The following is a 26,914-nucleotide window of genomic DNA, read 5'->3' on the forward strand; positions in this document are numbered from 1 at the left end:
GAATGAATATTCATTCCGTAAAACCGACATCGCTTGGGCATGTACCTAATTAAGCAGGAGTGAAGAGAACATGAATGCATGGATCAGGAAAGCGGCGGGAAGTGTAGCGCTCCTCTCGCTTGTGCTGGTGGGAACGGCTTGCACAACAGGGGAGCAGCCTGCAAGCAGCGTGGAAACCCGGCTGGATGCAAAAGTGGTGGAAACGAAACGCGTTCAAACGAAGACTGTCCGTACCGAGAGCGAGCTGTCGGGCACGCTTGCTCCTGTAGAAGAGGTGACGGTTGCTTTTGAAGTCGCCGGGGAAATCAAACGGATGCCGTTCAAGGAGGGGGATTCGGTTAAAAAGGGAGACGTTCTGGCGGTGCTTGGCACCACGGACTACTCGCTCCAGCTCGCAATGGCAAACGCAGAAGCAAACGGCGCGAACGCGCAATTGGCCAAAGTGAAAAACGGCTCCCGCAAGGAAGAAGTCCAGCAAGCGCAGGCAGCGGTTGAAGCGAAGCAAATCTCTTTGCAGCAGGCCGAGAGCGATTACCGCCGCATGGAGCAGCTACATAAAAATGGGGCGATCTCGCAAAGTGAGTTTGAACGGGCGAAAAATGCGCGGGAGCTGGCGGAAAAAGACCTTTTCCAGGCAAAAGCGACCTACTCTCTGGTCGTCGAAGGGGCGCGCGCGGAAGATGTGAACGCGACGCAGGCGAGCTATCAAGGAGCGATGGCAGCACGCAATCAGGCGGCGGCGACACTGGCGAAAACCGAGGCGAAAGCGCCTTTTGCCGGAACCGTACTGGCAAAAATGGCGGATGTCGGTCAGCTTGCAGGCCCGGGTGCTCCCGTGTATCGCATCGGCAACATCCAGCAGTTGAAAACGATTTTGCCTGTGCCGGATCAAGACATCTCATCCTGGCGGGCAGGCGACGAGGTCGAGCTTGCGCTGTACGGGAACAAGCGCAAAGGCAAAGTGACGAACATCTATCCGGCTACGAATGAACAGACGGGCACGATCGGCGTGGAAGTGGTGGTCGACAATGCCGCCAAAGACTGGTTTGCCGGGCAAGTGGTCAGTGCGAAACGAACCTTGGAGCAAAAAGCAGCGATTTTTATCCCGACCCAAGCTGTTTTCAGCCGCGGGTCTGAACCTTATGTCTTCCTTTTGACAGAAGGAAAAGCCCGCAAGACGACGGTAACGCTGGGGGAGTATGTCGACAACGAGCTGGAAATTACAGCAGGGATAGCGGCGGGCGATGTCTTGATCACTGACGGGGCAGACCGCTTGCTCGACGGGGATCAGGTCACTGTCAAAGGAGGCGTGAAGCATGATTGAATTTTTGATCAAGAAGCGAAAAATCACGCTCGTCTTTTTTGCGATGCTGATCTTGATGGGGGTTTACGTCTTGTTCTCGCTCCCGAGACAGGAGCAGCCTGACATCATCGTCGGCACCGCGACAGTGACTACGGTCTATCCGGGAGCGACTCCGCAAAAAATCGAGCAGACCGTCACGAAAAAGCTGGAAGAGAAGATCAATGAAGTGCAAGGGATCAAGTCGATCAACTCCGAGTCGCGTTCAGGGGTGTCGATCATTACCGTACAGACGGAAAATGATGCCAAACCGAAAGCCGTGTTTGAAGACATGCGGAAAAAAGTGAAGGACGCCGAAGCCGACCTGCCGGAAGAGACGGAGCAGCCGATCATTAACGACGACATGAGCCGCACTTTCATCCAGTCGTTCCAAATTACCGCCGATTCTTTTGAACAAATCGTGCAATTGCGCGATACGCTCGACCTGTGGAAGGATCAGCTGCGCACCGTTCCGGGCGTGTCCGATGTCTCGATCCTCGGATTGCCCGAGCAGGAAGTGAAAATCAACGTGCAGGCGCAAAAACTCCAGCATTACGGCATTTCTTGGGCGCAAGTCATGAACGCGATTCAAACGAAAAACGAGACGGTTCCACTCGGAGACATACATGTCGACAAACGCCAATACCAACTGACCATGCCTGTCAGCTACGATCCGACTTCGCTCGGAAAAGTGGTCGTGACCCTTACTGCTCAGGGAGTGCCCGTCTATTTGCAAGACGTCGCTACGATTTTGGACAGTACGAAACGGGTGGAATACAAGACGTACTACAACGGAAAGCCCGCCGTCACGGTCAGCATCAACGCCGAGCTGGGCAGCAACGTCCCGAGCGTCCAGCGCGCGGTCGACGAGAAGCTGCATTCGTTGGAAGAGCAGCTACCTTCGTGGGCGAAAAAGGAAACGGTTTACGCCCAGATGGATCGGATCGACAGTTTGTTTTCCGAGCTGTTGCATGAAATGCTGATCGCGATTGTGGCCGTCCTGTTCGTTTGCACGCTCGGCTTGAATTTGACGACTTCGATGATGGTCGCCCTCGCGATCCCGATCTCGCTTGCGTCAGGGATGGCTGTTCTCCCTTTGCTCGGGATCACGCTGAATCAGATGAGTGTCTTTGGCATGATCATCGTTCTCGGGATTTTGGTGGATGACGCCGTTGTGGTCAATGACAACATTGAGCGCAGGCTGTCCGTGCTTGGAGAGGAGCCGTATACGGCAGCTGTGCTTGGCACGAAAGAGGTTGCCGTTTCGATTGTCACGGCGACATTTGCCACGATCAGCGCATTTGGCCCGATCATTTTTTTGACAGGCGATGCCGGGCAATTCATTTTTCCGGTGCCAGTCGTCATCATTTTCACGATGACCGCCTCCATGGTCATGTCGCTCTCGCTCATCCCGATTTACCGGGAGTGGAACGAGAGACGAAAAAACAAGCGCGCGAAAAAAACGGCAGCAGACCGCAAGCCAGCCGGACTTTTGGGCAAGCAGATCGATGCGCTGACCCGCTGGTACGGAGATCGGGTCATGCCGGCGATGCTGAAAAACCCGTTGAAAACGGGAGTGATCGGGGTGCTGGTCGCTACAGCCTTTTACGGACTGGCTGCGTTTATTCCGATCCAGCTGTTCCCGGATGACGACAGGCCGCAGATGATTGTCAACATAAACATGCCGATCGGCAGCAATTTGCAGGAAACCGACCGGATCGTCCAAGGCACCAGCGACTGGATCGTCAAACAGCCGCACATTCAAAAGGTGGCTGCCTTCGTCGGGGGAGCTGCCCCGCAGATGATCACGAGTGCCCCGTCGATCGGAACAGGCGAAAACATGGCGCAGCTCGTCGTCGTCTTTGACCATACGCAGATGGATGCGCGCAAAGTCGTCGAGCCGTGGACTGTGCAGCTGAAAGAGCTGTACCCGGAGGCGAATATCATTCCGTACAGCGTGAAGGCGGGCATGTATTCGGGCAGCCCGGTCGCCATTCGCGTGTATGGAAATGACTTGTCCGAGCTGTATGCGATTTCCGAGGAAGTCAAAGCGATGATTAAAGAGACGAAAGGAACTTACAATATCAATGACACGCTCGGGAATGCGCAATATTCCCTCCAATTCCAGGTGGAGCAAGGGAAAATGGACAAGGCGCTGGTCCATGAAGCGGATTTGACGAGAACGTTGCGTCTGATCAGTCAAGGCATCCCGGTTGGACAGTTTGACAACGGGAAAAAGCTGATCGACATGACTTTGCTGGCTGATCAGGCGAACATGACTCCGCAGCAGCTTTTTAGCCAGCTTACGGTTCCGAATAGCCAGGGGCAGCTCATTCCGGTGGCGCAAATAGCGGAAATGAAACCGACTTTGTCCATCCAGAGCATTCCCCGCTACAATATGTCCCGCAGTGTCACGATTACGAGCGATGTGCGGGGGCGCACGGCGGATGACGTGATGAGCGAGCTGGTGCAAAAGCTGGAACACGTCGAAATGCCGGATGGTTACGCCTGGAAGGTGACGGGTGAATCGGAGGAGGAAGGCGACGTGCTGGCCGATTTGGGGCTGCTCGCGGTGGTGGCTGTGCTGCTCATCTTCCTGTTGATTGTGTTGCAGTTCAATTCCTTGTCGATACCGACTTTGGTGATGAGCACAGTCTACCTGGCGATCGCCGGAAGCATGATCGGGTTGTTCATTACCGACACGCCGATCGGCTTCATGACAGTAGCCGGGTTTATCTCCTTGGCCGGAATTGTCGTGCGAAACGGAATTGTCCTGATCGAGTTCATCGAAGAAGCACGGCACGCTGGCATGGGGTTGCGAGACGCGGTGATCGGCGCAGGAAAAGCGCGGCTGCGCCCGATTTTGCTGACGACTTTTGCGGCCGTGGCTGGCCTTGCGCCGATGGCGATTTCCGGGAGCGTGCTGTTCAAACCGCTGGCCATCACGATTATTTCCGGGCTGCTGTTCTCGATGCTTTTAACTTTGATTGTCGTGCCGTCGCTTTATACCGTCGTGGCGCTGCAAAAGGAAAAGAAGCGTGAGCGGGTGGAGAAGCAGCAAGAGGCTCCGGCTTGCGTGTAGCGGTTTTGGCAAAGCTTTTTTGCGCGATCTCGTTTTTTTACAAGGAATTTTCAGACAAATGGAGAAATGGGGGAGGTGCAAAAAAGACGTACTTCATCAGGAAGCGAGGAAAGACAGATGAACCAGAGCAAGTGGAAAGTGGGCGTCATCGGCGCAGGAGTCATGGGCGAACGAATGATGAACGCCATTCGCACGCACGAAACATTTTGTGTAGCGGCAGTCAGTGACGTTTCGGCGGAAAGAGCGCAGGAGGCTGCGCAAAAATCCGGAGACGTGCCGTGGTACACCGATTACAAGGAATTGCTCGCAAAAGAAGAGCTGGATTGCATCTATCTGGCTGTTCCGCCAAAATTCCACCACGCGATTGCCTTGGACGTGCTGGCTCACAAAAAGCATTTGCTGTGCGAGAAGCCGCTCGCCAACTCGCTTGGGGAAGCGGAGGAAATGCTGGCCGCAGCGAAAGACGCAGGTGTCGTACACGCGATGAATTTCCCGCTCTACTATCAGGGCATTTTCCCGGAGCTGCGCCGCAGGCTGGAGGAGATCGGCGATGTGCGCAGAATCGACATTTTGACTCATTTCCATACATGGCCGCGCCCGTGGCAGCAGACGCCATGGCTGTCCGGTCGGGAGCAGGGCGGCTTCATCCGCGAGGTTTTGCCGCATTTTACCCATTTGACGTACGCTTTGTTTGGCGATTTGCAGGTGATCCGCTCGGAGGTAGACTATCCGGAAGATCCGCAAGCGTGTGAAACAGGTGTATCTGCCTTCTTGCGCCTGGCAGACGGCACGCCTGTGACGATCAACGGGCTGGCGGGTATCGCGCATCAGGAGCATTTGGACTACCGCATTTACGGTACAAAAGGCACGCTCAGTGTGGTCAACTGGAGCAAGCTGTCTGTCGGAAGAGACAATGAAGCCCCTCAGGCAGCGGACGTGCCCGAGCAGGACCGTCTGTCGCTGTTGCTCGATGAGCTGGCGCTGGCTCTGGAAGGCAAAGAAGCCAGGCTGGTTACGTTTGAGACAGGTGTAAAAGTGCAGAAAGTATTGGAAGCGTTGCTGGGTCACGCGTAACGGAAAGGCAGGAAAAATCCCCTCGCGGAAGCGTCCGCGTTCGTCTCGTAACAGCTTGGGACGGACGTGGATGACCGGAGGGGATTTTTTGCGTTTAATGGACGCGCAGGGCTGGGTAGACGAACGTTTTCAACGTCAGCCCTGTGAACGAGCAGCCCGCCGCTTTTGGATGTCCGCCACCGCCGTAATGGGCGGCGATCACAGAGAGATCGACGTCATCGCGGTTCGTGCGCAGGCTGATCCGGCCTTTTCCCGGATCGAGCATGGCGACAAAGTCGATTGTCTCGTCGCTTTTGCACAAAAAGCTTCCCGTCGTAGAGTGGTATTGCTCCAAAAAGACGACCCCGACTGTGTACTGCTTCGGCTTGTCCAGGTCGATGTCGACCGGAAGCCGCTTCATTTGCCGCAGCTTTTTTTGCTCGTAGGCAGCGATTTTGCGTTCCTCCGCATAGATCAGGATCGCCTCCCATTCCGTGAACACAAACTGATCCGTGTCGTCGCCTTCCCCGCGCAATCGTCCGATTACTTGATCGGCAAAAGTCTCCCGTTCTGCCAAGTAAAACAACAGGTTCAACTGATGCGCCTGGTCGTTGCCGCTCGTCTCCCAGTCCCACGTGTCAAAAGCGCGAACCAGCTCTACGTAGTGGGAGAGCACGTCGGTAGGCGCAAGCGCGCCCTTTTGGATCAAGTAGTCGTAGTAAAGGCTTGTGGCCGAGGGCTTTTTCCCCGCCTCCTCTACCACGACATTCGCCCAGTCGTACTTGGCTGACAGCGGCAGCGCCGTGGGGTGGTGGTCGATCAGGACGAACGAATGCCCGCGCGCGACCTGTTTTTGAATCAGGGCGGCGGCTTTTTCGTTGACGCTGACATCGGTAATGACAACGGACATTCCGGGGGCAAGCTCCTGCTCGATGAACGTCTCGATCTCCTGGCTGACGGTATACGGAGATACGCCGCGGACGAGGACTTCCTGGCCGGCATAGGCGATTCGGCTCAGGATGGCGCACGATTCTCCGTCGAGGTCCTTGTCGGTGAAATGGATGATGGCTGGCTGATGCATTGAAGGCTCTCCTTGTGTTTGGCTTTTTGTGGGATAGCGAAGCTACCACTTAGGATGTCCTTTTCGGTTTGTGTTCGAACCAGCGGGAGGGCGAGCCGAGTCATTTTTCAAAAGTATGTGTCGTCTGAAGTTCGTTGATGAACAAGCAGTCCGCCTGCGCTTGCTAACGAAAGGTGCGAAAAGACGTTTCCAGCTTATGGATGAATGCTTTGGCGGCCACACTCATGTACTTGTCGTTGCGATACATGATCACCATTTCCCGGATCGGCGAATCTTTGATCTCGATCGCGCGAATGTTGAGTGAGGGGAAGCTTTCGATCAGGCGGCTGGGCTGGATCGTAGCTCCGATTCCGGCGTGAACGAGTTGGAGCAGAGAGGTGGCAGAGCCTGTTTCCATGATCGTCTCAACGGTCAGCCCGTATTCCAGCCCCCATCTGTCGATCAAATCTCTGCCGTAAAAGCCTTTCGGATACATGACAAACGGGATGGTGCGCAAATCGTCGGCAGACACAAATTCGTTCTCGGCAAGCGGGTGGTCGGCATGGACGTAGAGACTGTACGTTTCCGTGTAAAACGGGATGCGGGTCAAGCGCTGGTCGGCAGGCACGGCGGGCATGGACAGACCGACACCCAGGTCGACTTCAATGTTCAACACCTGATTGACGATGTCGATGGAAGGAAACACTTGCACTTTGGTTTGCGGGAATTGCTTATGAAAGTCGATGAGCAAAGAGGTGAGCCGATAGTCCAGGTCGGAGGGCAGTACGGCAATGCGCAAGTGGCTGGCATGCAGGCGGGTCAAGTCTGCGATGGCTGTTTTCGCATTTTCAAGCTGCTGCGCGATTTGTCTGGCGTGATGCTCCAAAATTTCTCCGGCTTCTGTCTTTACCGTTTTTTTCCCGATGCGGTCGAACAGGGGGACGCCGACTTCGTCTTCCAGAACGCGGATTTGCTGGCTCAATGTCGGCTGGGTGATGCCGAGCTTGTAGGCGGCTTCGGAAAAATGCAGTTCGTTGCACAGCATGAGAAAGTATTGCAGCTGGCGAAATTCCATCGCTTCCGCTCCTTTATACATAGTCTGTAACTATTGTTTGTATAGAAAAAATAGAATTGATCTATTATAATCCGGCATTTACACTTCATTCAAGGACTGAGGAAGGAAGTGCTTGCGTGAAGTTTTTTTATTTGGGTTTCGTCGTGTTTTTTCTGTCGCTGAACTTGCGGCCGTCCATTACGTCTGTAGGACCGTTGCTTGACATCATTCAAAAGGATTTGGGCATGAGCGGCGTGACCGCCAGCCTGATTACGACGCTTCCGGTCTTGTGCATGGGGCTGTTTGCGCTTTTGTCGATCACGCTTAGCCAGCGTTTTGGGCTGGAGCGAGCGTTGTTTGTCTCTATGGTGATGATTTTTGCGGCTACGGCGTTTCGGGCGGCGGTCAACGACAGTGTCAGCCTGCTGGCGACTGCCCTGATTTCCGGAATTGGCATCGGCATCGCGGGCCCGCTTTTGTCAGGCTTTATCAAAAAGCATTTTCCTGGCAGGCCGGGTGCTACGAGCATCTACTCCGTATCGCTGGTCATCGGGGCGGCGGTCGCTTCGAGCTTGTCGATTCCGATTTTTGAAGGGCTGCACCAGTCGTGGCAATATGCGCTGTGCGTCTGGGCAGGCTTGGCGGTGATTGCGGCGGGGCTGCTGCTTCCGCTGACGAAAGAAAAAGCGGCGAAATCGGAGCTGACACGGCCTTCCTTGCGGGTGAAAAATGGGCGAATGGGCAGCAGCATGGTGTTTTTCGGTTGCATGTCATCGATGTTTTACATGATTACCGCCTGGCTGGCGCCGCTCGTGCAATCGGCAGGAATCAGCCACGAGCAGTCGGGACTCGTTCTGACGTTGTTTACGATCATCCAGATTCCCGTCAGCTTTTTCGTCCCGGTCATCGTCAGCCGCACGGGCAAACGCAATCTGTGGCTCGTCATCTGTGCCCTGTCCGAGCTGATCGGCGTCGCTTTGCTGCTCGCTCACCTGTCGCCGTGGTTGGCGACCGTGTTTCTCGGAATCGGGGCAGGCGGTCTGTTCCCGCTGGCGCTTTTGATCCCGATTCAGGAAGCGGAGAGCGCTGCGGAAGCGACTTCCTGGTCAGCGGCAATGCAATGCGGCGGCTACATGCTCGGCTGTCTTGGGCCGATGCTGATTGGGTTGACTGTGGATGTTTTTGGCAATTTTACGGTTGGGTTGATCGTGATGCTGTTCATCATCGGTTGTCTGCTCTGGTCGATCAGCAGGCTCGGCGGGCGGAAGCAGGTGGTTAAAAGGACGGTGGCGACATAGGGGAGGAAACAGGAGAAACCGCCGCAGGGCACCTGGCCTCTTGCGGGGAAGCCTAGACTGGCCGCCTGCGGTGAAAAAGGAAAACCGCGGCAAAAGCAGTATGTTCGAAGAAGTGTGCTCACGTTGCCGCTTAAAAGCCGTTTTCCTTTTTCGCCTCCGGCTGGGGGGAGTCCGAAAGCCCTGCCGCTTGTTTCTCCTGTTTCCTCGGCCAGCGTTTGGCTTTGGTCGGAGTTTGTTTATTTGTTGAAAGTTAATTGGAGGAGAAAATTTTGGATGAGCTTCGTGGTGGTTGATCAGGAACTGAAATGTTAGTGCAGCTGTTGATCGGTGCTGCAGCGAAGGGAGGAAACAGGAGAAACCGCCGCAGGGCACCTGGCCTCTTGCGGGGAAGCCTAGACTGGCCGCCTGCGGTGAAAAAGGAAAACCGCGGCAAAAGCAGTGTGTTCGAAGAAGTGTGCTCACGTTGCCGCTTAAAAGCCGTTTTCCTTTTTCGCCTCCGGCTGGGGGGAGTCCGAAAGCCCTGCCGCTTGTTTCTCCTGTTTCCTCGGCCAGCGTTTGGCTTTGGTCGGAGTTTGTTTATTTGTTGAAAGTTAATCGGAGGAGGAAATTTCTGGATGAGCTTCGTGATGGTTGATCAGGGGGAAATTCAGTGCGGGAAGTAGACAATCCTTTTTCATGGATGCGTTGTATGACGCAACCGACTTCAAGAAAAACCTTAATCATGGTTTCGATTTTACCTTGTCACGGCGGAAGTGCCGATGACGCAAACTACAAAGAGTCAGCCCAAGCAAGCTTTTATGCATTCAGCTTTTTCCTTGAAACCCCCGATCGCCACGCCTAAAGCACCGATGACGCAATCCACAAAGCATCCTCCCAAGCGCTCCCCATTCAACCGAAGCCACCCAAAAAGAAAAAGCCTCGCGCACAAAAAACGTGCCGAAGCCTTTTGCCAACGGTATATCCCTCACTGCAACGCCTTGTTTTGCATCAAAAAATCGATAAACGTCCGCATGATTCCGTTCACAGGCGTGTCTTTCAAGTAAATCAGCTCAAAATTGCGGTTGATTTGCGGCAGGTTGAGGACATCTACTTCCTTCAACTCCCCGTCACTCAAATCCTTGCTGATCGCAAAGCGCGGCAAAAAGGCGATGCCAAGCCGCTGTTTCACCATCCGCTTGACGACCTCGATGTTGTCCGCTTCCATGACCACGTTGTTTTGCAGTTGAAAATGGCTGAACGCGTTGTTGATCAGCTTCCAGTCCAAAGAGCCGCGGTTGAACAAAATCAGCCGTTCGCGCGCCACCTCTTCGATCGACACCTGATGGCGATAGGCAAACGAATGCTCAGGGTAAATCGCCAGCACCATGTCGTCGGACATGAGCTGAATCCGGTTGATCTGCGGGTGGTTGACCGCTCTGGCGATGCCGAACGAAACCTCGTGGTTGAGCACCATATCGAGCACCTGATGAGAATGTCCCGTGAGGATCGTCAGCTTGATTTTCGGGTACAGCTGCTGAAACTGTTCCACGAGATCCGGCAAGATGTAGAAGGCCGAAACGAATACGGTCGAAATGGTCAGCTCGCCTTCCACGTCGCCTTGCGACCGCTGAATCGCCTGTTGGCCTTCTTGCAGTGTGTTCATGATATTTTTCGCGTAGGGCAAAAACAAGTCGCCTTCTTTGGTCAGCGAGATCGTATGTCCGGTGCGTTGAAACAGCTTGCAGCCCATCGAGGTTTCCAGCGCTTTGATCCGCATGCTGACGGTCGGCTGGGAAAGGTACAACAGGTCTGCTGTTTTGCTGAAACTCCCGGTCAAGGCAACAAAGATAAACGCTTCCAGTTGTTCCATATTCATAGGGGTAGGCTCCATTATGCAAAATTTTGAAGATGCCTATAGCAAAAATTCATTGGAATCGCACTTAAAAATACATTACCGTAAAATGAGAGAATTAGGTAGAGTTCGACCAGAGAAAATAGAGCGAGGAATGATGGGAATGCAGGGAATGATGGGAATGCCGATTATCGATTTGCATTGCGATGCGCTGTTGAAGCTGTGGGAGGAAAAGGGCAGCATCTCCTTCACCGATTCCGACAAGCTCGATGTGAACAGAAACAGACTGCACGAAGGCGGAGTAAAGGTGCAAAGCTACGCGATTTTCACGCCACCCGATCTGCCGTCGGAAAGCCGGTTCCAGTGCGCGCTGGATCAGATTCATTACTTTTACGCCGAAGTGCTCGGCAAACACCCGGAAATGAAACAGATTCGCGACTGGAGCGATCTGGACAAGCTCGGCGACGGCGAGATCGGAGCCATGTTGACACTCGAAGGGGTCGAGCCGATCGGCAACGACTTGAAAAAGCTGCACATTTTGTACCAGCTGGGCGTGCGTTCTGTTGGGCTTACCTGGAACTTGGCGAACTTGGCGGCTGATGGAGTGCTGGAAGAACGGAAGGGCGGGCTGACCGCGTTTGGCAAAGAGCTGATCCAGTTTCACAATGAACGAAAAATTTTGACAGATGTTTCGCATTTGTGTGAGCGCAGCTTCTGGGAGACGCTGGAGCTGGCAAAATACCCGATCGCGAGCCATTCCAATGCGCAGGCGATTTGCGGCCATCCCCGCAACCTGTCCGATGAGCAGGCCAAGGCGATGTTTGCCAAAGGAGCCAACGTCCACGTCGTCTACTGCACGATGTTCATTAACGAGTCGACGCCGCCGACAATCGACGATCTGATCCGGCATATCGACCATTTTTGCTCGCTCGGCGGAGTACGCCACATCGGGCTAGGCTCCGATTTCGACGGGATTTCTGCCAAAGTCGTCGGACTGGAGCATGCGGGCATGAGCCAAAATTTGATCAATGAACTGCTCAAACGATACACAGAGGATGAAGTGCGCGGGTTCGCCTACGAAAACTTTTTGCGCAACCGTCCAGTGTAAGCAAAAAAGCGCAAGGAGGAGTAACCATGGACCGCACTGAAAAGAACAGAGGAAAAATTCGCGAATGGGGAGCTGCCGTCGGCAAGCTGCCTACAGGCGAAAAAAACGATCTGACAGACGTGGCAGGTGTCCGCGTGGGGCATGTGACGATTCAGCACGAGTTGGCAGACGGGGAGTGCGCATGTACAGGAGTGACGGCGATTTTGCCGCACGGAGGGAGTCTGTTCCGCGAAAAGGTGACCGCTGCAAGCTACGTCATCAACGGCTTCGGCAAGACGACCGGGCTTGTGCAAGTAAACGAGCTGGGGGTGCTGGAATCGCCGATCATGCTGACCAACACGTTTTCGGTGCCAGCCGTCACGCAGGGCACATTGCAATACATGCTGGCTACCAATGAGGAAATCGGCGATACGACAGGAACGGTCAACATCGTGGTCGGCGAGTGCAACGACGGGCACCTCAACTCCATCCGCCGCTGTGTGGTGCGGCCCGAAGATGCTGTGGCGGCGATTGAAAACGCTTCGGAGCAAGCGGTAGAGGAAGGAGCGGTCGGAGCAGGAACGGGCATGATCGCTTTTGGCTACAAAGGCGGAATCGGTTCGTCTTCACGGGTCGTGGCGGCGGATGGGCAGAAGTACACGCTCGGTTCGCTGGTGCTGTCCAATTTTGGCAGCAAGGACGACTTTTTGGGCCACCGGCTGTTTGCCAACAGCAATACCAACGCCGACGAAACAGAAACGGCCAAACAGGCAACCGAGCGCAAAGAGGACGGTTCGATCATCATGGTACTGGCTACGGACGCGCCGCTGAGCGATCGGCAGTTGCTGCGCGTCGCCAAGCGGGCAGGAATCGGGCTGGGGCGTACGGGAAGTCACTTCGGGCACGGGAGCGGCGACATCGTCATTGCCTTTTCCACCGCACAGAAAATTCCGCACAACACAGACGCGCATACCGAGCCGCGCGTACAGCTTCGCGAGGATCACCCGATCATGAACGAGCTGTTTGCGGCGGCGGCAGAGGCGACAGAGGAAGCGATCTACAACTCGCTGTCCCAGGCAGTCACGACGAACGGCAGAAAAGGGCGCACGGTGCACGCGCTGCCGACCCCGCTTTTGTAAAAAGGTCGGCTTCAGCAAGAACGATCTCATTTATCCCAACAATATGGAGGACGGCTATGGAGCGACTGCAAACGACAGAGCTTGCGCATTACATAGAAACTTTCATGGAAGAGCACAGCGTCCCTGGCCTTGCCGTGGCGCTGTCTCTTCACGGACAAACGATCTATGCCAAAGGGTTTGGCGTGCGCGATCTGGATACAAAAGAGCCTGTTACGCCCGAAACGGTTTTCGGCATCGCTTCCGTCACCAAGTCGTTTACGGCAGCGGCGATCATGCAGCTTGTTCACGAAGGAAAGCTGTCGCTGGATGATCCGGTCAACAAATACTTGCCGTCGTTCCGACTGACAGGCTGCGATGCGGGCAAAATCCAGATTCGCCATCTCCTGTCCCATACCTCCGGCGTTCCGCCGCTGCTGCGCAAAGAAGAGCTGATCCAGTTTCACGAGCATCTCGATTATTTGGCTCACGTGGAATTTGCCGCGCTGGGCGAGCCGGGACAGTATTTCAGCTACGCCAATGACATGTTCCTGCTGCTTGGGGCGATCATCGAGCGAGTGACGGGCCGTCTGTACCGCCGTTATATGACGGAACGGCTGCTGGAGCCGCTTGGCATGCACCGCTCTACGTTCAGCCTGGATGAAGTCGCGCGTCTGTCCAATGTCTCTACCCCGTATGCGCGGCGAGGGGCAAACCAGCAGATGACAAAGGTTGCCTGGCCAACACTCGGCAACTACGAGGTTGGCGGCGGCATTCGTTCCAGCGTGGAGGATTTGCTTGCGTACGGGAGCCTGTACGTAGGCGGAGGATCCGATCAACAGCAGGAAATCGTGCCCGCCAAAGGACTTGCACCGATGTGGCAGCCCGTCCATCGGCTGACGAAAGACGCCTGGTACGGATATGCGCTCAAGACGACAACGGACTACGCGGGGGTCACGCTGGTCGAGCACGGGGGAGGGCAGCCAGGCGTGTCGTCCAATTTCGGCTTTGTACCAGAAAAAGGTCTGGTTTGTGTCGTGCTGTCCAACATGGAAAACGTGCCAATCCGCAAAGTATGGCTGGCAGCGGTAAACGCGGCGCTGGGCTTGCCGCTTGCCCACAAGGAACCAGACGCGCCGCTGTATCAGATCGACGGCGAGGAGCTGGACAAGCTTGTCGGGACGTACGCTTGCGCAGAAGGCGGGCACCTGCGGCTCTTCGTCAGGGAGGGCGTGCCCGTCGCCGATGTGGCAGGCACCGAGTTTGCCCTGCGCGCTGCCGCAAGCGATACATTGATCTTTACAGACAGCGAGCTGCCGCTGCGCTTTTTCTTCAAGGCAGATCGCCGAGCCTGGGCTGTGCTGCTCGGGATGAGGATGCTGCAACGCGTCGAATAGTCTTTTGCAAAAGCTGCATTCGCAAGCCTGTTTCACGGGGGAAGTAAGTCGTGGAACGGGCTGTTTGCTTTGCAGCGAAAAAGAGTAAAGAAAGTGAAAATATTGGTAAAAATTTTAAAACTAATAATTCTGAATATTTACTATAATACGAACTGTCTTCCAAAAGTAGAGGGGGTTCGTGTATGGGAGTTCGATCCTGGATATTTGCGGCACTCCAAGTGAGTATCGCCACGGCATTGCTGGTTGGGTGTAGTCAGCCCGCCGCCAATTCCGGCCAAACGCAGCCAGATGGCGCGAAAGAGCAAGCTGGACAAGAAGTCAGGCTGAAGATGGTCGAGAGCATTACCAGTCCGCAGCGCACAGCGCTTCTGAAGGAAATGCTGACCCAGTTTGAAACGAAAAACCCGGGCATCAAGGTAGACCTGATCTCCCCGCCTTTCGAGGGGGCCGATCAAAAAATTACGCAAATGCTGATGGCAAAAGAAGAGCTTGATGTGCTGGAGGTCCGTGAGTTCAATGCGAAGCAGTTCTCGATGAACGGCTTTATTGAAAATCTGAAGCCCTACACGGAAAAATGGAGCAATTACGACCAGCTGACCGATGTGGCAAAACGCCGCGCCACTTGGGTCGACAACACCCCTTACTATATTCCGAACGGCTTGTATCAGCGAGTCCTGTACTATCGGGCGGACTGGTTCAAGGAAGCGGGCATCGAAGCGCCCAAGACGTGGGCTGAGCTGTTGGCCGCGGGCAAAAAAATGACCGACCCGGCCAAAAACCGTTACGGGTACAGCTTCCGGGGAGGCCCTACCGGGTGGGACTACGCCTTGATTGCGATGTGGGCCTACAACGGCACCGAGGTCGATCCGTCCTCTGCTTTTTTCCTGAAAGACGGCCGGACGCTTTTTTCTACCCCGGAGTCCTTGGAGGCAATGCGCTACTACAAGCAGCTGTACAAAGAAATATCGCCGCCCGATTCGGTAAGCTGGGGCTTCCAGGAGATGGTGCAAGGCTTCGTGGCAGGTTCGACGGCCATGCTGATCCAAGACCCCGATGTCATCGATGGAGCCAAGGAAAAAATGCAGGAAGGAACATGGGCAACCGCCCCTTTGCCGATTGGGCCATCAGGTGTAGCCCAGCAAGTGGTAGGCGGACCAGGCTGGGGCATGACAGCATACTCCAAGCATAAAGCGGAAGCATGGAAGCTGATCGAATTTCTTTCTGACCCCGAGCAAAGCACCCACTTCGCCAAGAAAACATCTGTCATTCCTGTGGTAAAAAGCGCAGCGGAAGACGAGTTTTACAAAACCGGATACTTCCAGCCGTTCATTGAGATGAACCAGCAGCCGCAAACATTCATCGATGTATCCAGACCTGTCGACTACAAAGGCTGGGGAGCGTGGCAAAGCGCGGCAGACAAGGAAATCCAGAGCTATTTGCTCGATCAGCTCTCTGCGGAAGACTTGCTGAAAAAGTGGGACGAGTATTGGACAAAAGAGCGGGCTGAGCGCAAATAGACGAGGGGGGAGCGGTCTTGCAAACAGAGAAGCCCATCGTCGTAGCGAAAGAACCATTCGTTTCGCCACCGAAAAAGCCGTTTCGCCTGTCCAGGGAAGGAGCTTTCATCTGCCTGTGCTTGCTGCCAGCGGTATTGTTTGTCGGCATTTTTACTTACTATCCGCTGCTGCGCGGCATCATCATGTCCTTCCAAAACTACACGCTGTTTAATTTGCTGGATGTGCGCTTCATCGGATTGGACAACTTCTTCGCTGTCCTGACCAGCCCGGAGTTTCCCCGCGTGGCGTTGAACAGCTTTTACTGGGTGGCTGTCTCGCTGTTCTTCCAGTTGCTGCTCGGCTTTGCCTTGGCGTTGTTCATGCGCCGCCGTTTCCGGGGGAGAGGCATCTATCAGGCGTTTGTGTTTTTTCCGTGGGCGATGTCCGGGTTTTTGATCGGATTGATCTGGCGGTGGATGTTCAATGCGCAATTTGGCGTCATTAATGACTTGCTGGTGAAAAGCGGGTTGATCGCTGCCCCGATCCCGTTTTTGGCCGATGGAAAATGGGCGCTTGCGGCCGTGATCATCGCAAACATTTGGTACGGTGTCGCTTTTTTTGCCATCATGATTTTGGCTGCCCTGCAATCGATCCCGGAGGAGCTGTACGAGGCGGCAGCGATGGACGGCGCGGGGCGCATCCAGCAGTTTTGGAGCGTGACCTTGCCCTACATTTTGCCGACGATGCTGGTGACGATTCTTCTTCGGGTCATTTGGATCTTGAATTTTCCCGACATCATTTACGCGATGACCAATGGCGGTCCGGCAGGCTCGACTCACATCTTCGCCACGTATATGATCGATAAAGTCATTTTCGGACAGGATTACGGGCAAGCCTCGGCTGTAGGGGTCATTATTGTCTTGCTCCTTCTGGTGTTCACCGTGTTTTACGTCAAGGCGACCCGCATGGAGAAGGGAGGGGATTTCTAGATGCAGCGCGATCACATATGGTGGCAAACAGCGCGGGTAGTTGTCTTGGGCGGATTTTTGGCCTTTGCGATTTTTCCGTTGTACTGGATTGTCATCACGTCGCTCAAAGGGCAAAAAGAAATTTTCTCGTTGCCGATCCGCTACTGGCCCGATGAGGTGACGTTGCTCAATTATGTGGAGATTTTTCGCATCTCGCATTTTCAGGTCTATATCTGGAACAGCTTTCTCGTATCGCTGTTCGCTTCGGCGCTTGTCGTCGCGATCGCCATGCTTGGCGGGTACGTTCTGGCCCGCTTTTCGTTTCGGGGCAAAAGAGAGGTCATGTTCGGCTTTCTCGTCACACAGATGATTCCGATCTTCATCGGGATGGCGCCGCTCTATGTCATGATGTCGAAAATGCATATTTTGAACAGTCTGTTTTCTTTAATCCTGATTTACACCGTCATGCTGATTCCGTTTTGCACGATCATCATGTCCGGCTTTTTTCAACGCATCCCGAACGCGTTGGAAGAGGCGGCCATGATGGATGGCTGTTCCCGGATCAGCGCGTTGTTTCGCGTAATCGTGCCGATCATGCTCCCCGGTATCGCAGCCACGTTCATTTTTGCCTTCGTGCAATGCTGGAACGAGCTGATCATGGCCGTTTTGTTCATCGATGAAGAGTCAGTCAAGACGATCCCGGTCGCCATGAACGCTTTCATCAAAAAGTACGACATCGAGTGGGGAGCGATGTCGGCAGCTACTGTTCTGTCTGTCATCCCGACGATGCTGTTGTTTGCCTTTTGCCAAAAGTACCTGGTGGAGGGGCTGACGCAAGGAGCCGTGAAAGGATGAAGACGCTACACATAGTCCCGCATCCCCGCCCGATACGCCTGTTCATCCCCTTGCTCGATGCCGAACAATGCTTCCTGCAAGGCAAACGTGCTGCGATAAAAGCGCATGCGGACGAGGACGGAATCCAGATCGGGGTACCACGGTGACAGGCAGGACAAAAAGTTCTCGCCATAGCTCGCGGCGAATCCGGCGAAATCGTAAGCCGCGTCGCCGATGCCTGCTCCGCCGAAGTCAATGATGCCTGTGATCCGCTGTTTTTGCGCGTCGTACAAAATGTTGGTCGTGCCGAAGTCGCCATGAATGAGCCGCGGCGCAAACGCAAAGTGGGCAGGATCAGCCAGATACGTCTCAAATCGTTCAGCAATCTCCTGTTTGGCCGACTCGCGCATGGCCGGGAACAGCCGGGAGACGATTCGGTCGTAAAGCTCCGTCAGCTCGTCTGCCATGCCAACCGAGTCGGAAACAAGCTCAGGGAGCCGCTGTTCATACGGAAAAGAGTGCAGCTCATGCAAAAATCGCCCGAGCTGGGCGGCGATGGCAGGGAGCTGATTGTGACGGGCTGCTTGCGCAAACGCTTCACGCGTAAACGGCTCTCCACGTAGCAGCGGGTAGCCAGTGAAGACTTTACCAGGCTCCTCCGGTACGAAGGAACGATAGACCGGAGCGGGGATCGGCAGGGAAACGCTATCCTGGACCGCTTGCAACACGGCTGTTTCTTTTTTCAACTGGCGAATGCCCAGCGCGTACTTGGGAAAGCGAAACACGTACGCGCCGTTGACGATCCACACATCGTTGTTTTGTCCGATCTCATTGCGAACGAGAGAGTGGACAATGAAATCAGGATAGACATCCTGGATGGCGCGTATGCAGCTTTGTTCATTCATAGCCGTTCTCCTTTTAGCGTGTAAAATGTGAAAAAGAAAGAGCACTCTCCCGCGTGGAAAGTGCTCTTTTCGCATTCAGGAAGCAGCCAGCTCGAATCGGACCACCGTTTCCTTGCCGCCCGCGAGCTTTTCCTGCTCGACGACTCGCCAGTTTCTGGAGATCGTCTTGCGCATCCAGTCGAGCGCTTCAACTGACAAGCGAACCTGGCTCAGTGCCGTTTCCTCTACCTCATAATCTTGCTCGGCCAGCAGCTGATAGCGCTTATTCAACAGGAACTTGATCCCGTTTATCGTCGTGAACTTGATTTGATAGCCGTCGCGAATGGCTTGTTCCAGCGCAGCAGAATCGTTTTGGTACAGTTCAAAGAGGGGAGAGAAATCGTATTTGCCGCCTTCCACATCAGCGAAAGGCTCCGAATCGCCCGTTCTCAGCCTGTGAATGATTTCTTCATCGACAAATCCATGGGCACGAGCGGCTTCCAGAAGCATCGTCTCCCATTGGGACAGCTTAACCGTAGACATGAACAGCCCTCCTCGATCTTTGCATGTACTGTCTAGTATAATCTCTGCTTTTGTAAAACTCAACCATAATTCCGACTGTTTTTGTATGAAATGAAAACGTCACGAAGAAACAGGCGAAGCGGACTTATGATCGCGCGGCTCTTTGGAAGTGGTGGTTAGCGTAACACCTACGATGATCAGGAGCGCTCCAAACAGTTGAATGAGCGTGACGGGCTTCGCCAACAGGAAAAAGCCGAACAGCATGGCGATAAACGGCTCCAGGTTGGAAAACATCGCGGCTTTGGCCGCTCCGACTTTTTGCAGCTGGCTGTTCCAGATCAAGGTGACGATGCCGTGCATGATGACAGCGGTCACAAACAACAAAATCCACGAAGACAACTGCGTGCTGTAGGCAACTTGCGGCAAGCTGGCGAAGACGAACGGCAGCAGCGCGCCGAATCCGATCAGGTTGGAAAAAAGCGTGGTCACGAGCGGAGGCAGTCGGTGGCCGAGCATGCGGACGAGAATGATCGAGACGGCAAATGTCAGCATCGTCAGCACGATCCAGAGAATGCCGACGTCAAAGTGCAGCTCCGCCCCTGTGTAAATGACGAACAGAACGCCAGCCGTACCGATGACAGCGCCAAGCCCCATGCGCCATGTCAGCGCTTCTTTTAAAAACAGGGCGGCGAGCAGCGCAGTCGTTACCGGAGTCAAAGCCAAAATCAGCGACGAAGTAGTGGGATCAGCCGTCACCAGCCCTTTGTAAAACGACCACTGGTTAATCCCGACGCCGACAATGCCGAGAGTCGCAACCAAAAGCCAGTCACGCCGTGACAGCTTCGGAATCGTCAGTCGTCCTTTTGCCCAGATCAACAAAAACAGCGCGATGAACAGCAGACGCATGACAGACAAAAACAGCGGCGAAAATTCCGCCACCAGCATTTTGCCAAAGACAAAATTGCTGCCCCAGGCGGTGACGCAAAAAATGAGCAGCAAGTAAGATCGCAGCATGACATTCGTTCCTTCCTGTGCGATCAGCGCCAGCCAGCACCAGCAGCGTAAGGGCTTGCAGGCGTTACGCCGTGCGGAAGTAGCGCCTCCACAGCCAGGTGATGCTCAGGTAGCCTACCAGGAAGAAGGCCGTAGCAAAAGAAGCGATCCAGATCGCTTTCATCGGATCGACAAACGCTCTGCTGACGTACCCTGCTGCCTGTCCTACCACAGCGCTGATCAAAATGAAATTGGATGCCTTCCCCCGCGACCAGACGATGACGATCAAGGGCAAAATCAGGGAGGCATAGATGATGCCGAAGAAAAACAGCAAGTCGAGCAAGGTCGGCTTGAAATAGCTCGTCAGACCAAAAGACACCGCGCCAATCATGATGGCGAGCATGTAGCCCGTGCGAATTTTTTGCCGTTCGGTTGCACGCGGGCGGAACAGCTGATAGACGTTGTTGACCATCAGGCTGATCATGGAATGCAGCCCGGCTCCGAATGCGGACATGATCGCACCGAAGGAGCACAGGACGAACAGGACAAGCAAAAACATCGAATCGATTTTGCGGACGAGGTCGAACATGAGCGAGTAGATGTCGTCAAAGCCGCCCGTGAAAATGACGATGATGATTAGCGACGAAAAGGCCAGCGGCACCGTGGCGAAAATCAGTCCGGACAGCAAAAAGGTCGGGACGATTTTTTTCTCTTCCATCATATACAGCCGCTGCCAGGAAGCTTGGTCGGAAAAAACTTGTCCGAAGCCGATCAACAGCCCCGTGACGATAAACAACAGCCCTTCCTTGTTACTTGCCACGAGCAAATACGGATGGTACAGCCGCAAGCCGTTGTAGACGTGCTCGACGCCTTTTCCGATGAAAAAGTAAACCGGAATGAGAATCGCCGCAGCAAATGTAATCACAATCTGCACGATGGCAAAGCGGTGGATCGAGCGGATTCCACCGATGCCGGCAAACAGGACGGAGAACACAAAAAAACAGAGCAGACCGAGCGGGATAGGCAAGCCGAACAAAATGTTCAGCAAGACGCCGCCAGCCATCCCTTGGACAAACATCGCTTCGATCGTCGTCAACAGCAACAAAATAATCATCAACCAGTAGCCAAAAGGGTGCAGCTTGCCCTGCAAGTAATCGCCGATGGTCATGCCTTCGGAAAATTCCCGGCGCACCCGGCGGCCGAGCAAACCGAAGAAGCAGAGGGCGACTGCCCCCATCAAGGCGAAGCCGATCCCGCCGAAGATGCCGTATTTGACGAGCGCCTCTGGTGAGCCAAAAATGGTGTTGCCAGTCACCCAGCGGGCAAGAATGGAGACGGCCCCGAGTCCGATCCCGATTTTGGCTGCGCCCAGCACGTACTCGCGAAAGGATAAATACGTCAAAATACATTCCCCTTGTCCCGATATTCTTTGGGAGTTTTCCCGACCACCTTGCGGAAGATGGTGCTGAAATAGTGCTGGCTGTTGAAGCCTGTGCGCTCCGCTACGGTCGAGATGCTCCATTCCGGATGGCCGATCAGAAATTTTTTGGACATCTGAATCCGGTATTGCATCAGGTACTCGGAAAACGAAACGCCGACTTCCTCATGAAACCGTCGACTGAGATAAGTCGGATTGATGTGCACCTCTGCGGCGAGGTCAGCCAGGTTGAGCTTTTCGGCAAATTTCTGGTGGATGATGTTCATCGCATCGGAAATAATCCGGGTGTAGGCGGACAAGGCAGGACTTTTCTGGTATTTGTTCAAAATCTCGACCAGCTCGCTCTCGATGACAGGCTTCGTGATGTAATCGACGACACCGAGGCGGATGGATTGTTTGGCGTAATGAAAATCTTGGTAAGCAGTCACGATGATCAGTTCGATCTCTTTATGCTGGGCACGCAGCTCCTCGCCGAGCGCCAGCCCGGATTTCCCCGGCAAATTGATGTCCAGAAAGGCGAGATGAAGAGGCACCTTCTGGCTGATCGCCATGGCTTGGCTGCCGTCAGCGGCCTTGTACAGATTCCACAAGGGGAACATGGGCTGGATCAAGTATTCCAGCTGGTCCAGCTCCAACGGTTCGTCATCCACGAGTAGTACGTTCATCTTGTTCACCTCACATCAACATGTTCAAAAATACACGGCCATTGAACAATCACACGCGTTCCTCCCTCAGATGAGCTTTCTAGCTGTAATTGTGCGTGATCACCAAAGCAAAGGTGGAGTCGGCGCCGGATGTTGTCCAAGCCGTGGCCGCTCTTCTCATGCGGCTGTTCGGCTTCGCTGTCTGTTCCATTCTCATGCTCGAAGGCGGCGAGGTCAACAGAGCCGTTGTCTGCGACGACGAGCAAGACATCGTCTGCTTGGCGGCTGATGTGGATTTGCAAAACAGCGTCGCCCATCTTGCGCTCCAGCCCGTGTTTGAACGCATTTTCCACGAGCGTTTGCAGCACGAACGGAGGGATCGAGGCGGTGAGCAAATCGTCCGCGCATTCGAGAGTAATATGCAGTCGGTGGCCGAAGCGGAGCTTTTGAATCTCCAGGTACTGCTCGGTGTATTGAATCTCCCGGGCGAGTGAAATCAACGGCTCCGTCGATTTGTACTTGAATTTGAGAAACTGGGAGAGGACTTCGAGAGCCCTCACCAGCTCTTTTGTCCGGTTGAGCCGTGCCAGGCTGAGGATGACATTCAATGTATTAAACAGGAAGTGCGGCTGGATTTGCTGGTTCAGCTGATTGTAGAGCGCTTGCTGAAGCTCCTTTTCCAGCTCGATCTTCACATTTTTGTTTTCCAGCAGGTCGATGCGCTTTTCAAAAATGAACAAAAACAATAAAGCAATAGCTCCTATAATAGGAGCCAAAATGAACAACAGAATGAGCAGAGTGAAACCTTCGAAGCTTATCATGAGATCCCTTCTGTATGGTCGTCTTTGATTTTGCAGTTACCATCATATCATGCCGCTTGAGGTTCGCTTGCTTTTTTAGAAAATTTTAATGTCTCTTACGGCACGAGGTGGCAGGCAACCTGATGCGTGCTGTGTACGTTGGTCAGAGCCGGAACTTCTGTCTTGCAGCGCTCGACCGCGAGCGGGCAGCGCGTATGGAAGCGGCAGCCTTGCGGTGGATTGATCGGCGAAGGCACGTCTCCGCGCAGGATGATCCGTTCTTGCTTTTTGCTGACGTCCGGGACCGGAATCGCGGACAAAAGCGCCTGTGTATACGGATGCTGCGGACTGTCGAACAGCGACTTCTTGTCGGCGATTTCCACGACTTTGCCGAGATACATCACCATCACGCGATCAGAAATGTGGCGAACGACGCCAAGGTCATGCGAGATGAACAAGTAGGTCAGCTTGAACTCTTTTTGCAGGGATTTCAACAGATTCAGCACTTGTGCCTGAATCGAAACGTCGAGAGCAGACACCGCTTCGTCGCAAATGATCAGCTTGGGCTGCATCGCCAGGGCGCGGGCAATCCCGATCCGCTGCCGCTGTCCGCCGCTAAATTCGTGCGGAAAACGATCGATTTGATCCGGGCGCAGACCGACGTGGCTGAGCAGTTCAATGATGCGCTCCCGGCGCTGGTTGGCAGGGACGATGTTTTGGATCGCCAGTGCTTCGCCGAGAATTTGCGCCACGGACTGACGCGGATTCAGCGATGCGAACGGGTCCTGGAAGATGACCTGCAAGTCTTTGCGCATGCTGCGCATTTGCGATTTGGACATGGCGAGCAAGTCTTTTCCTTCGAAAAACACCGAGCCGCTTGTCGGTTCGTCGAGGCGAAGGATAGCGCGTCCGGTGGTCGATTTTCCGCAGCCGGATTCGCCTACGATGCTGAGCGTTTCGCCTTCAAAAATCGTGAAGCTGACATCGTCAACCGCTTTGACGTGATTGACGGTGCGGCCCAAGATGCCGCCTTTGATCGGGAAGTGCTGCTTGAGGTTTTGGACTTTGAGCAGTGGTTTTTTCGTTTGATCGGCTGTCATCATCATGACGTCATACCCCCATTTCTGTAGCAGTCTTGCTGGCGCCATCCCATTCAGGCGTGTACATCCAGCAGCGTACCTTGCTTCCGTCGTCGCTTGTCAAAAGCTCGGGCAGCTTGGAGTGGCACAGTTCAGTGGCATGCGGGCAGCGCGGGGCGAAGCGGCAGCCAGTCGGCATGTTGAAGGGGCTTGGAACGTTGCCCTTGATCGCCACCAGCTCTTCCACATCCTCGTCTAGACGGGGGAGGGAGTTCATCAGACCGATCGTATACGGGTGCTTCGGATTTTCGAACAAGTTTTTGGCGGTCGTGTACTCGACGACTTTTCCGGCGTACATGACAGCGACGCGGTCGCACGTCTCTGCGACGACGCCGAGATCGTGGGTAATCATGATAATGCTCATGCCCATTTCGGCCTGCAGCTTTTTCATCAGCTCCAAAATTTGCGCCTGGATCGTCACGTCGAGCGCGGTCGTCGGCTCATCCGCGATGAGAATTTCCGGGCGGCAAGCGAGTGCCATCGCGATCATGACGCGCTGGCGCATCCCGCCGGACAACTCGTGCGGCTCCTGGGTCGCGCGTTTTTCCGGGGAAGGGATGCCGACGAGGCGCAGCATGTCGACCGCTTTTTCCCACGCTTCTTTGCGGCCCATGTTCTGGTGCAGACGCAGCACCTCGGCGATTTGCTCGCCGACCGTATATACCGGGTTGAGCGATGTCATCGGCTCCTGAAAAATCATCGAGATTTCGTTGCCACGAATTTTGCGCATCTCGGCTTCTGATTTGGCAATCAGGTCTTGCCCTTTGAACAAAATTTCTCCTCCTACAATTTTTCCCGGAGGGCTGGCAATCAAACGCAAGATCGAAAGCGAGGTGATACTTTTTCCACAGCCGGATTCGCCTACCAGACCGAGCGTTTCTCCTTTGTTCAGGGAGAAATCAACGCCATCCACGGCTTTACTGACGCCATCATCTGTGAAAAAGTGCGTTTGCAGGTTGCGAACGTCCAGTATTTTTTCTTGTTGTCCTGGCATGGTGCTCCCTCCTTAGTTCAGATCGATTCGTTTATTGAAGTAGCGATACAGTACGTCGACGAGCAGGTTGACGAACACGAAGATGACGGAAGCGATCAGTACGCCGCCCTGGACGACAGGCAAATCGCGCATGCGGATCGCGTCGACGATCAGACGGCCCAAGCCGTTGATGGCAAAGACGGATTCGACGAGAACCGTACCGCCCAACAGGAACCCGAACTGCAAGCCGACAACGGTGATAATCGGGATCAGGGCGTTTTTCAACGCGTGCTTGTAAACGATCACTTGTTCACGCAAGCCTTTTGCCCGCGCTGTGCGGATGTAGTCCTGGCGTACGACGTCGAGCATGCTGGAGCGGGTCATCCGCGCTACGATGGCAGCCCCGGCTGTTCCGAGCGTGATCGCGGGCAAAACCATGTGCTTCCACGTGCCCCAGCCAGCGACCGGGAACCATTGCAGTTTGACCGAGAAGTAGTAGATCAGGCTCAAACCGAGCCAGAAGCTTGGCAGCGAGACGCCGAGCAGGGCGACGATCATGATTGTGATGTCAGCCGCGGAATACTGCTTGGTAGCCGAGATGATCCCCGCGACCATTCCGAGTACGACGGTGACAAAAATACTGGCAATGGCAAGCTCGATTGTTGCTGGCAGGCGAGCCATGATTTCGTCGAAGACAGGCAGGTTGGAGCGCAAGGACGTACCCAAATCTCCGGTCATCACGTCCGTTACATAATGGAAGTATTGCACCATGACAGGCTGGTCGAGCCCGAGCTGTGTGCGAATTTTGGCAATCGTTTCTGCAGAAGCACCTTCACCAGCGAGCAGGACAGCCGGATCGCCGGGAACCATTTGCATGATCAAGAACACAACCAGAATGACACCGAGCAGGACGGGAATCATCTGTAACAGGCGACGAACAATGTAGACAAACATGAAGCCTTCCCTCCTATTGTTTCATTCTTGGGTCCAGAGCGTCCCGCAGGCCGTCTCCGAAAATGTTGAAGCCGAGTACGAGCGTAGAAATCGCCAGGCCAGGGAACATGGCCAAATAAGGAGCGGTGAACAAAAAGTCGCGTCCGTTGCTCAGCATGGCGCCCCATTCCGGCAGGGGAGGCTGTGCGCCGAGCCCAAGGAACGACAGACCGGCAGCGGACAAAATCGCTGTCGCGAGACGCATCGTTGCTTGCACGATAATAGGAGACAAAATATTTGGGAAAATGTGCTTGAAAATGATCGTGAAGTCGTTGGCGCCGAGCGAGCGAATCGCGTCGATGTATTCCAGCTTTTTCACCGTCAAGGTAGAACCGCGGACGATCCGGGCAAACACCGGAATCGAGAAGACCCCGACAGCGACCATGACGTTGAACAAGTTGGGACCCAGGGCGCTGACGATAGCCAGCGAGAGCAGGATGCCCGGGAACGCAAGCAGAACATCAATGACACGGGAGATGATCGTGTCGACCCATTTGCCGTAGTAGCCGGACAACAGACCGAGAATAATTCCGAAGAAAGCGCCGATAAAAACAGCGACGAATCCGACAGACATGGAAAGACGTGTTCCGTAGAGGAGACGACTGAGCACATCCCGACCTTTGTCGTCCGTACCCATCCAGTGATCAGCGGATGGCGGCTTGAGCTTGTTCACCAGATCAATCGCGTAAGGATCGTGCGGAGCGATAACTGGTGCCAACAGGGCGATTGCGATGTAGAACAAGACGATAAACCCGCCTACCATCGCCAATTTGTTTTTGCGCAATTTCCGGTAAAAAGTCCGCCATCTGCCTGGGCGTGCTGCCGCAGCTTTTGACGGAAGAGCTTGATTGGTTGGTGCGAACTCAACCTTCATGATGTGACCCCCTCCTTTGCTTACGTCAAAGTTATCAGAA

Annotated in this window: 24 protein-coding genes; 11 read left to right on the forward strand and 13 right to left on the reverse strand. The window is 54.5% G+C overall.

Annotated features, from left to right (window positions below; genetic code table 11):
- The first annotated feature begins 70 nt into the window (after positions 1-70).
- The 3 genes from M2298_RS01975 to M2298_RS01985 all read left to right on the forward strand — a co-directional run bounded on the left by M2298_RS01975 (position 71) and on the right by M2298_RS01985 (position 5,495).
- Positions 71-1,324: an efflux RND transporter periplasmic adaptor subunit gene (locus M2298_RS01975; protein WP_280648159.1), complete on the forward strand. Its 1,254-nt coding sequence runs from the start codon at positions 71-73 to the stop codon at positions 1,322-1,324.
- On the forward strand, positions 1,317-4,421 hold the full coding sequence (locus M2298_RS01980; protein WP_280648160.1) for an efflux RND transporter permease subunit: 3,105 nt from the start codon (positions 1,317-1,319) through the stop codon (positions 4,419-4,421). Before M2298_RS01975 ends, M2298_RS01980 begins: the two co-directional genes overlap by 8 nt.
- 117 nt (positions 4,422-4,538) lie before the next feature.
- Positions 4,539-5,495, forward strand: a complete 957-nt coding sequence (locus M2298_RS01985) for a Gfo/Idh/MocA family protein (RefSeq protein WP_348521711.1) — start codon at positions 4,539-4,541, stop codon at positions 5,493-5,495.
- Positions 5,496-5,589: 94 nt separating this feature from the next.
- Here the strand turns inward: M2298_RS01985 and M2298_RS01990 are convergent, their stop codons facing one another.
- Positions 5,590-6,555: a DHH family phosphoesterase gene (locus M2298_RS01990; protein WP_280648162.1), complete on the reverse strand. Its 966-nt coding sequence runs from the start codon at positions 6,553-6,555 to the stop codon at positions 5,590-5,592.
- A gap of 163 nt (positions 6,556-6,718) precedes the next feature.
- A complete protein-coding gene (locus M2298_RS01995) occupies positions 6,719-7,609 on the reverse strand; it encodes a LysR family transcriptional regulator (RefSeq protein WP_122963080.1) in 891 nt (296 codons plus the stop codon).
- Positions 7,610-7,725: 116 nt separating this feature from the next.
- On the opposite strand from M2298_RS01995, the gene M2298_RS02000 reads away from it, so the two are divergent.
- A complete protein-coding gene (locus tag M2298_RS02000; RefSeq protein WP_122963081.1) occupies positions 7,726-8,886 on the forward strand; it encodes an MFS transporter in 1,161 nt (386 codons plus the stop codon).
- Positions 8,887-9,535: 649 nt separating this feature from the next.
- Positions 9,536-9,727, forward strand: a complete 192-nt coding sequence (locus M2298_RS02005; RefSeq protein WP_280648163.1) for a hypothetical protein — start codon at positions 9,536-9,538, stop codon at positions 9,725-9,727.
- Positions 9,728-9,850: 123 nt separating this feature from the next.
- Here M2298_RS02005 and M2298_RS02010 read toward each other — a convergent pair whose 3' ends face one another.
- On the reverse strand, positions 9,851-10,741 hold the full coding sequence (locus tag M2298_RS02010) for a LysR family transcriptional regulator (protein WP_173596184.1): 891 nt from the start codon (positions 10,739-10,741) through the stop codon (positions 9,851-9,853).
- A gap of 148 nt (positions 10,742-10,889) precedes the next feature.
- Here M2298_RS02010 and M2298_RS02015 point away from each other — a divergent pair, with 148 nt between their 5' ends.
- From M2298_RS02015 to M2298_RS02040, 6 genes are all read left to right on the forward strand, one after another.
- Positions 10,890-11,825: a dipeptidase gene (locus tag M2298_RS02015; RefSeq protein WP_122963261.1), complete on the forward strand. Its 936-nt coding sequence runs from the start codon at positions 10,890-10,892 to the stop codon at positions 11,823-11,825.
- A 26-nt stretch (positions 11,826-11,851) separates the two neighbouring features.
- The gene (locus M2298_RS02020) at positions 11,852-12,943 is read left to right on the forward strand and encodes a DmpA family aminopeptidase (RefSeq protein ID WP_280648164.1); all 1,092 of its coding nucleotides are present in this window, start codon (positions 11,852-11,854) and stop codon (positions 12,941-12,943) included.
- 56 nt (positions 12,944-12,999) lie between these two features.
- Positions 13,000-14,316, forward strand: a complete 1,317-nt coding sequence (locus M2298_RS02025; protein WP_280648165.1) for a serine hydrolase domain-containing protein — start codon at positions 13,000-13,002, stop codon at positions 14,314-14,316.
- Positions 14,317-14,684: 368 nt separating this feature from the next.
- Entirely contained in the window at positions 14,685-15,833 is a 1,149-nt protein-coding gene (locus M2298_RS02030) for an ABC transporter substrate-binding protein (RefSeq protein WP_370641104.1), read from the forward strand.
- 17 nt (positions 15,834-15,850) lie between these two features.
- Positions 15,851-16,801 (forward strand): carbohydrate ABC transporter permease, encoded by a 951-nt coding sequence (locus M2298_RS02035; RefSeq protein ID WP_280648166.1) that lies wholly within the window; start codon positions 15,851-15,853, stop codon positions 16,799-16,801.
- A complete protein-coding gene (locus M2298_RS02040; RefSeq protein WP_280648167.1) occupies positions 16,802-17,635 on the forward strand; it encodes a carbohydrate ABC transporter permease in 834 nt (277 codons plus the stop codon).
- Between the two features lie 5 nt (positions 17,636-17,640).
- Here M2298_RS02040 and M2298_RS02045 read toward each other — a convergent pair whose 3' ends face one another.
- The 10 genes from M2298_RS02045 to M2298_RS02090 form a co-directional block, all read right to left on the reverse strand.
- On the reverse strand, positions 17,641-18,519 hold the full coding sequence (locus tag M2298_RS02045; protein ID WP_280648168.1) for a phosphotransferase family protein: 879 nt from the start codon (positions 18,517-18,519) through the stop codon (positions 17,641-17,643).
- Between the two features lie 75 nt (positions 18,520-18,594).
- Positions 18,595-19,041: a hypothetical protein gene (locus M2298_RS02050; protein WP_122963089.1), complete on the reverse strand. Its 447-nt coding sequence runs from the start codon at positions 19,039-19,041 to the stop codon at positions 18,595-18,597.
- Positions 19,042-19,140: 99 nt separating this feature from the next.
- The gene (locus M2298_RS02055) at positions 19,141-20,034 is read right to left on the reverse strand and encodes a DMT family transporter (protein WP_280648169.1); all 894 of its coding nucleotides are present in this window, start codon (positions 20,032-20,034) and stop codon (positions 19,141-19,143) included.
- A 64-nt stretch (positions 20,035-20,098) separates the two neighbouring features.
- Positions 20,099-21,415: a sodium:solute symporter family transporter gene (locus M2298_RS02060; RefSeq protein ID WP_122963091.1), complete on the reverse strand. Its 1,317-nt coding sequence runs from the start codon at positions 21,413-21,415 to the stop codon at positions 20,099-20,101.
- Positions 21,412-22,116 (reverse strand): response regulator transcription factor, encoded by a 705-nt coding sequence (locus M2298_RS02065; protein WP_122963092.1) that lies wholly within the window; start codon positions 22,114-22,116, stop codon positions 21,412-21,414. The genes M2298_RS02060 and M2298_RS02065 overlap by 4 nt, the downstream gene beginning before the upstream one ends.
- A 5-nt stretch (positions 22,117-22,121) precedes the next feature.
- On the reverse strand, positions 22,122-22,916 hold the full coding sequence (locus tag M2298_RS02070) for a sensor histidine kinase (protein WP_122963093.1): 795 nt from the start codon (positions 22,914-22,916) through the stop codon (positions 22,122-22,124).
- Positions 22,917-23,011: 95 nt separating this feature from the next.
- Positions 23,012-24,001 (reverse strand): ABC transporter ATP-binding protein, encoded by a 990-nt coding sequence (locus M2298_RS02075; RefSeq protein ID WP_280648170.1) that lies wholly within the window; start codon positions 23,999-24,001, stop codon positions 23,012-23,014.
- Positions 24,002-24,005: 4 nt separating this feature from the next.
- Positions 24,006-25,028, reverse strand: coding sequence for an ABC transporter ATP-binding protein (locus M2298_RS02080; RefSeq protein ID WP_122963095.1), 1,023 nt, complete (start codon positions 25,026-25,028; stop codon positions 24,006-24,008).
- A gap of 12 nt (positions 25,029-25,040) precedes the next feature.
- Positions 25,041-25,961 (reverse strand): nickel ABC transporter permease, encoded by a 921-nt coding sequence (gene nikB / locus M2298_RS02085; RefSeq protein ID WP_122963096.1) that lies wholly within the window; start codon positions 25,959-25,961, stop codon positions 25,041-25,043.
- Positions 25,962-25,974: 13 nt separating this feature from the next.
- Complete coding sequence (locus M2298_RS02090) at positions 25,975-26,874, reverse strand: ABC transporter permease (RefSeq protein WP_242772168.1); 900 nt, start codon at positions 26,872-26,874, stop codon at positions 25,975-25,977.
- Positions 26,875-26,914: the final 40 nt, after the last annotated feature.

It is taken from the genome of Brevibacillus sp. 1238, from assembly GCF_029892995.1.
Lineage (GTDB): Bacteria > Bacillota > Bacilli > Brevibacillales > Brevibacillaceae > Brevibacillus > Brevibacillus parabrevis.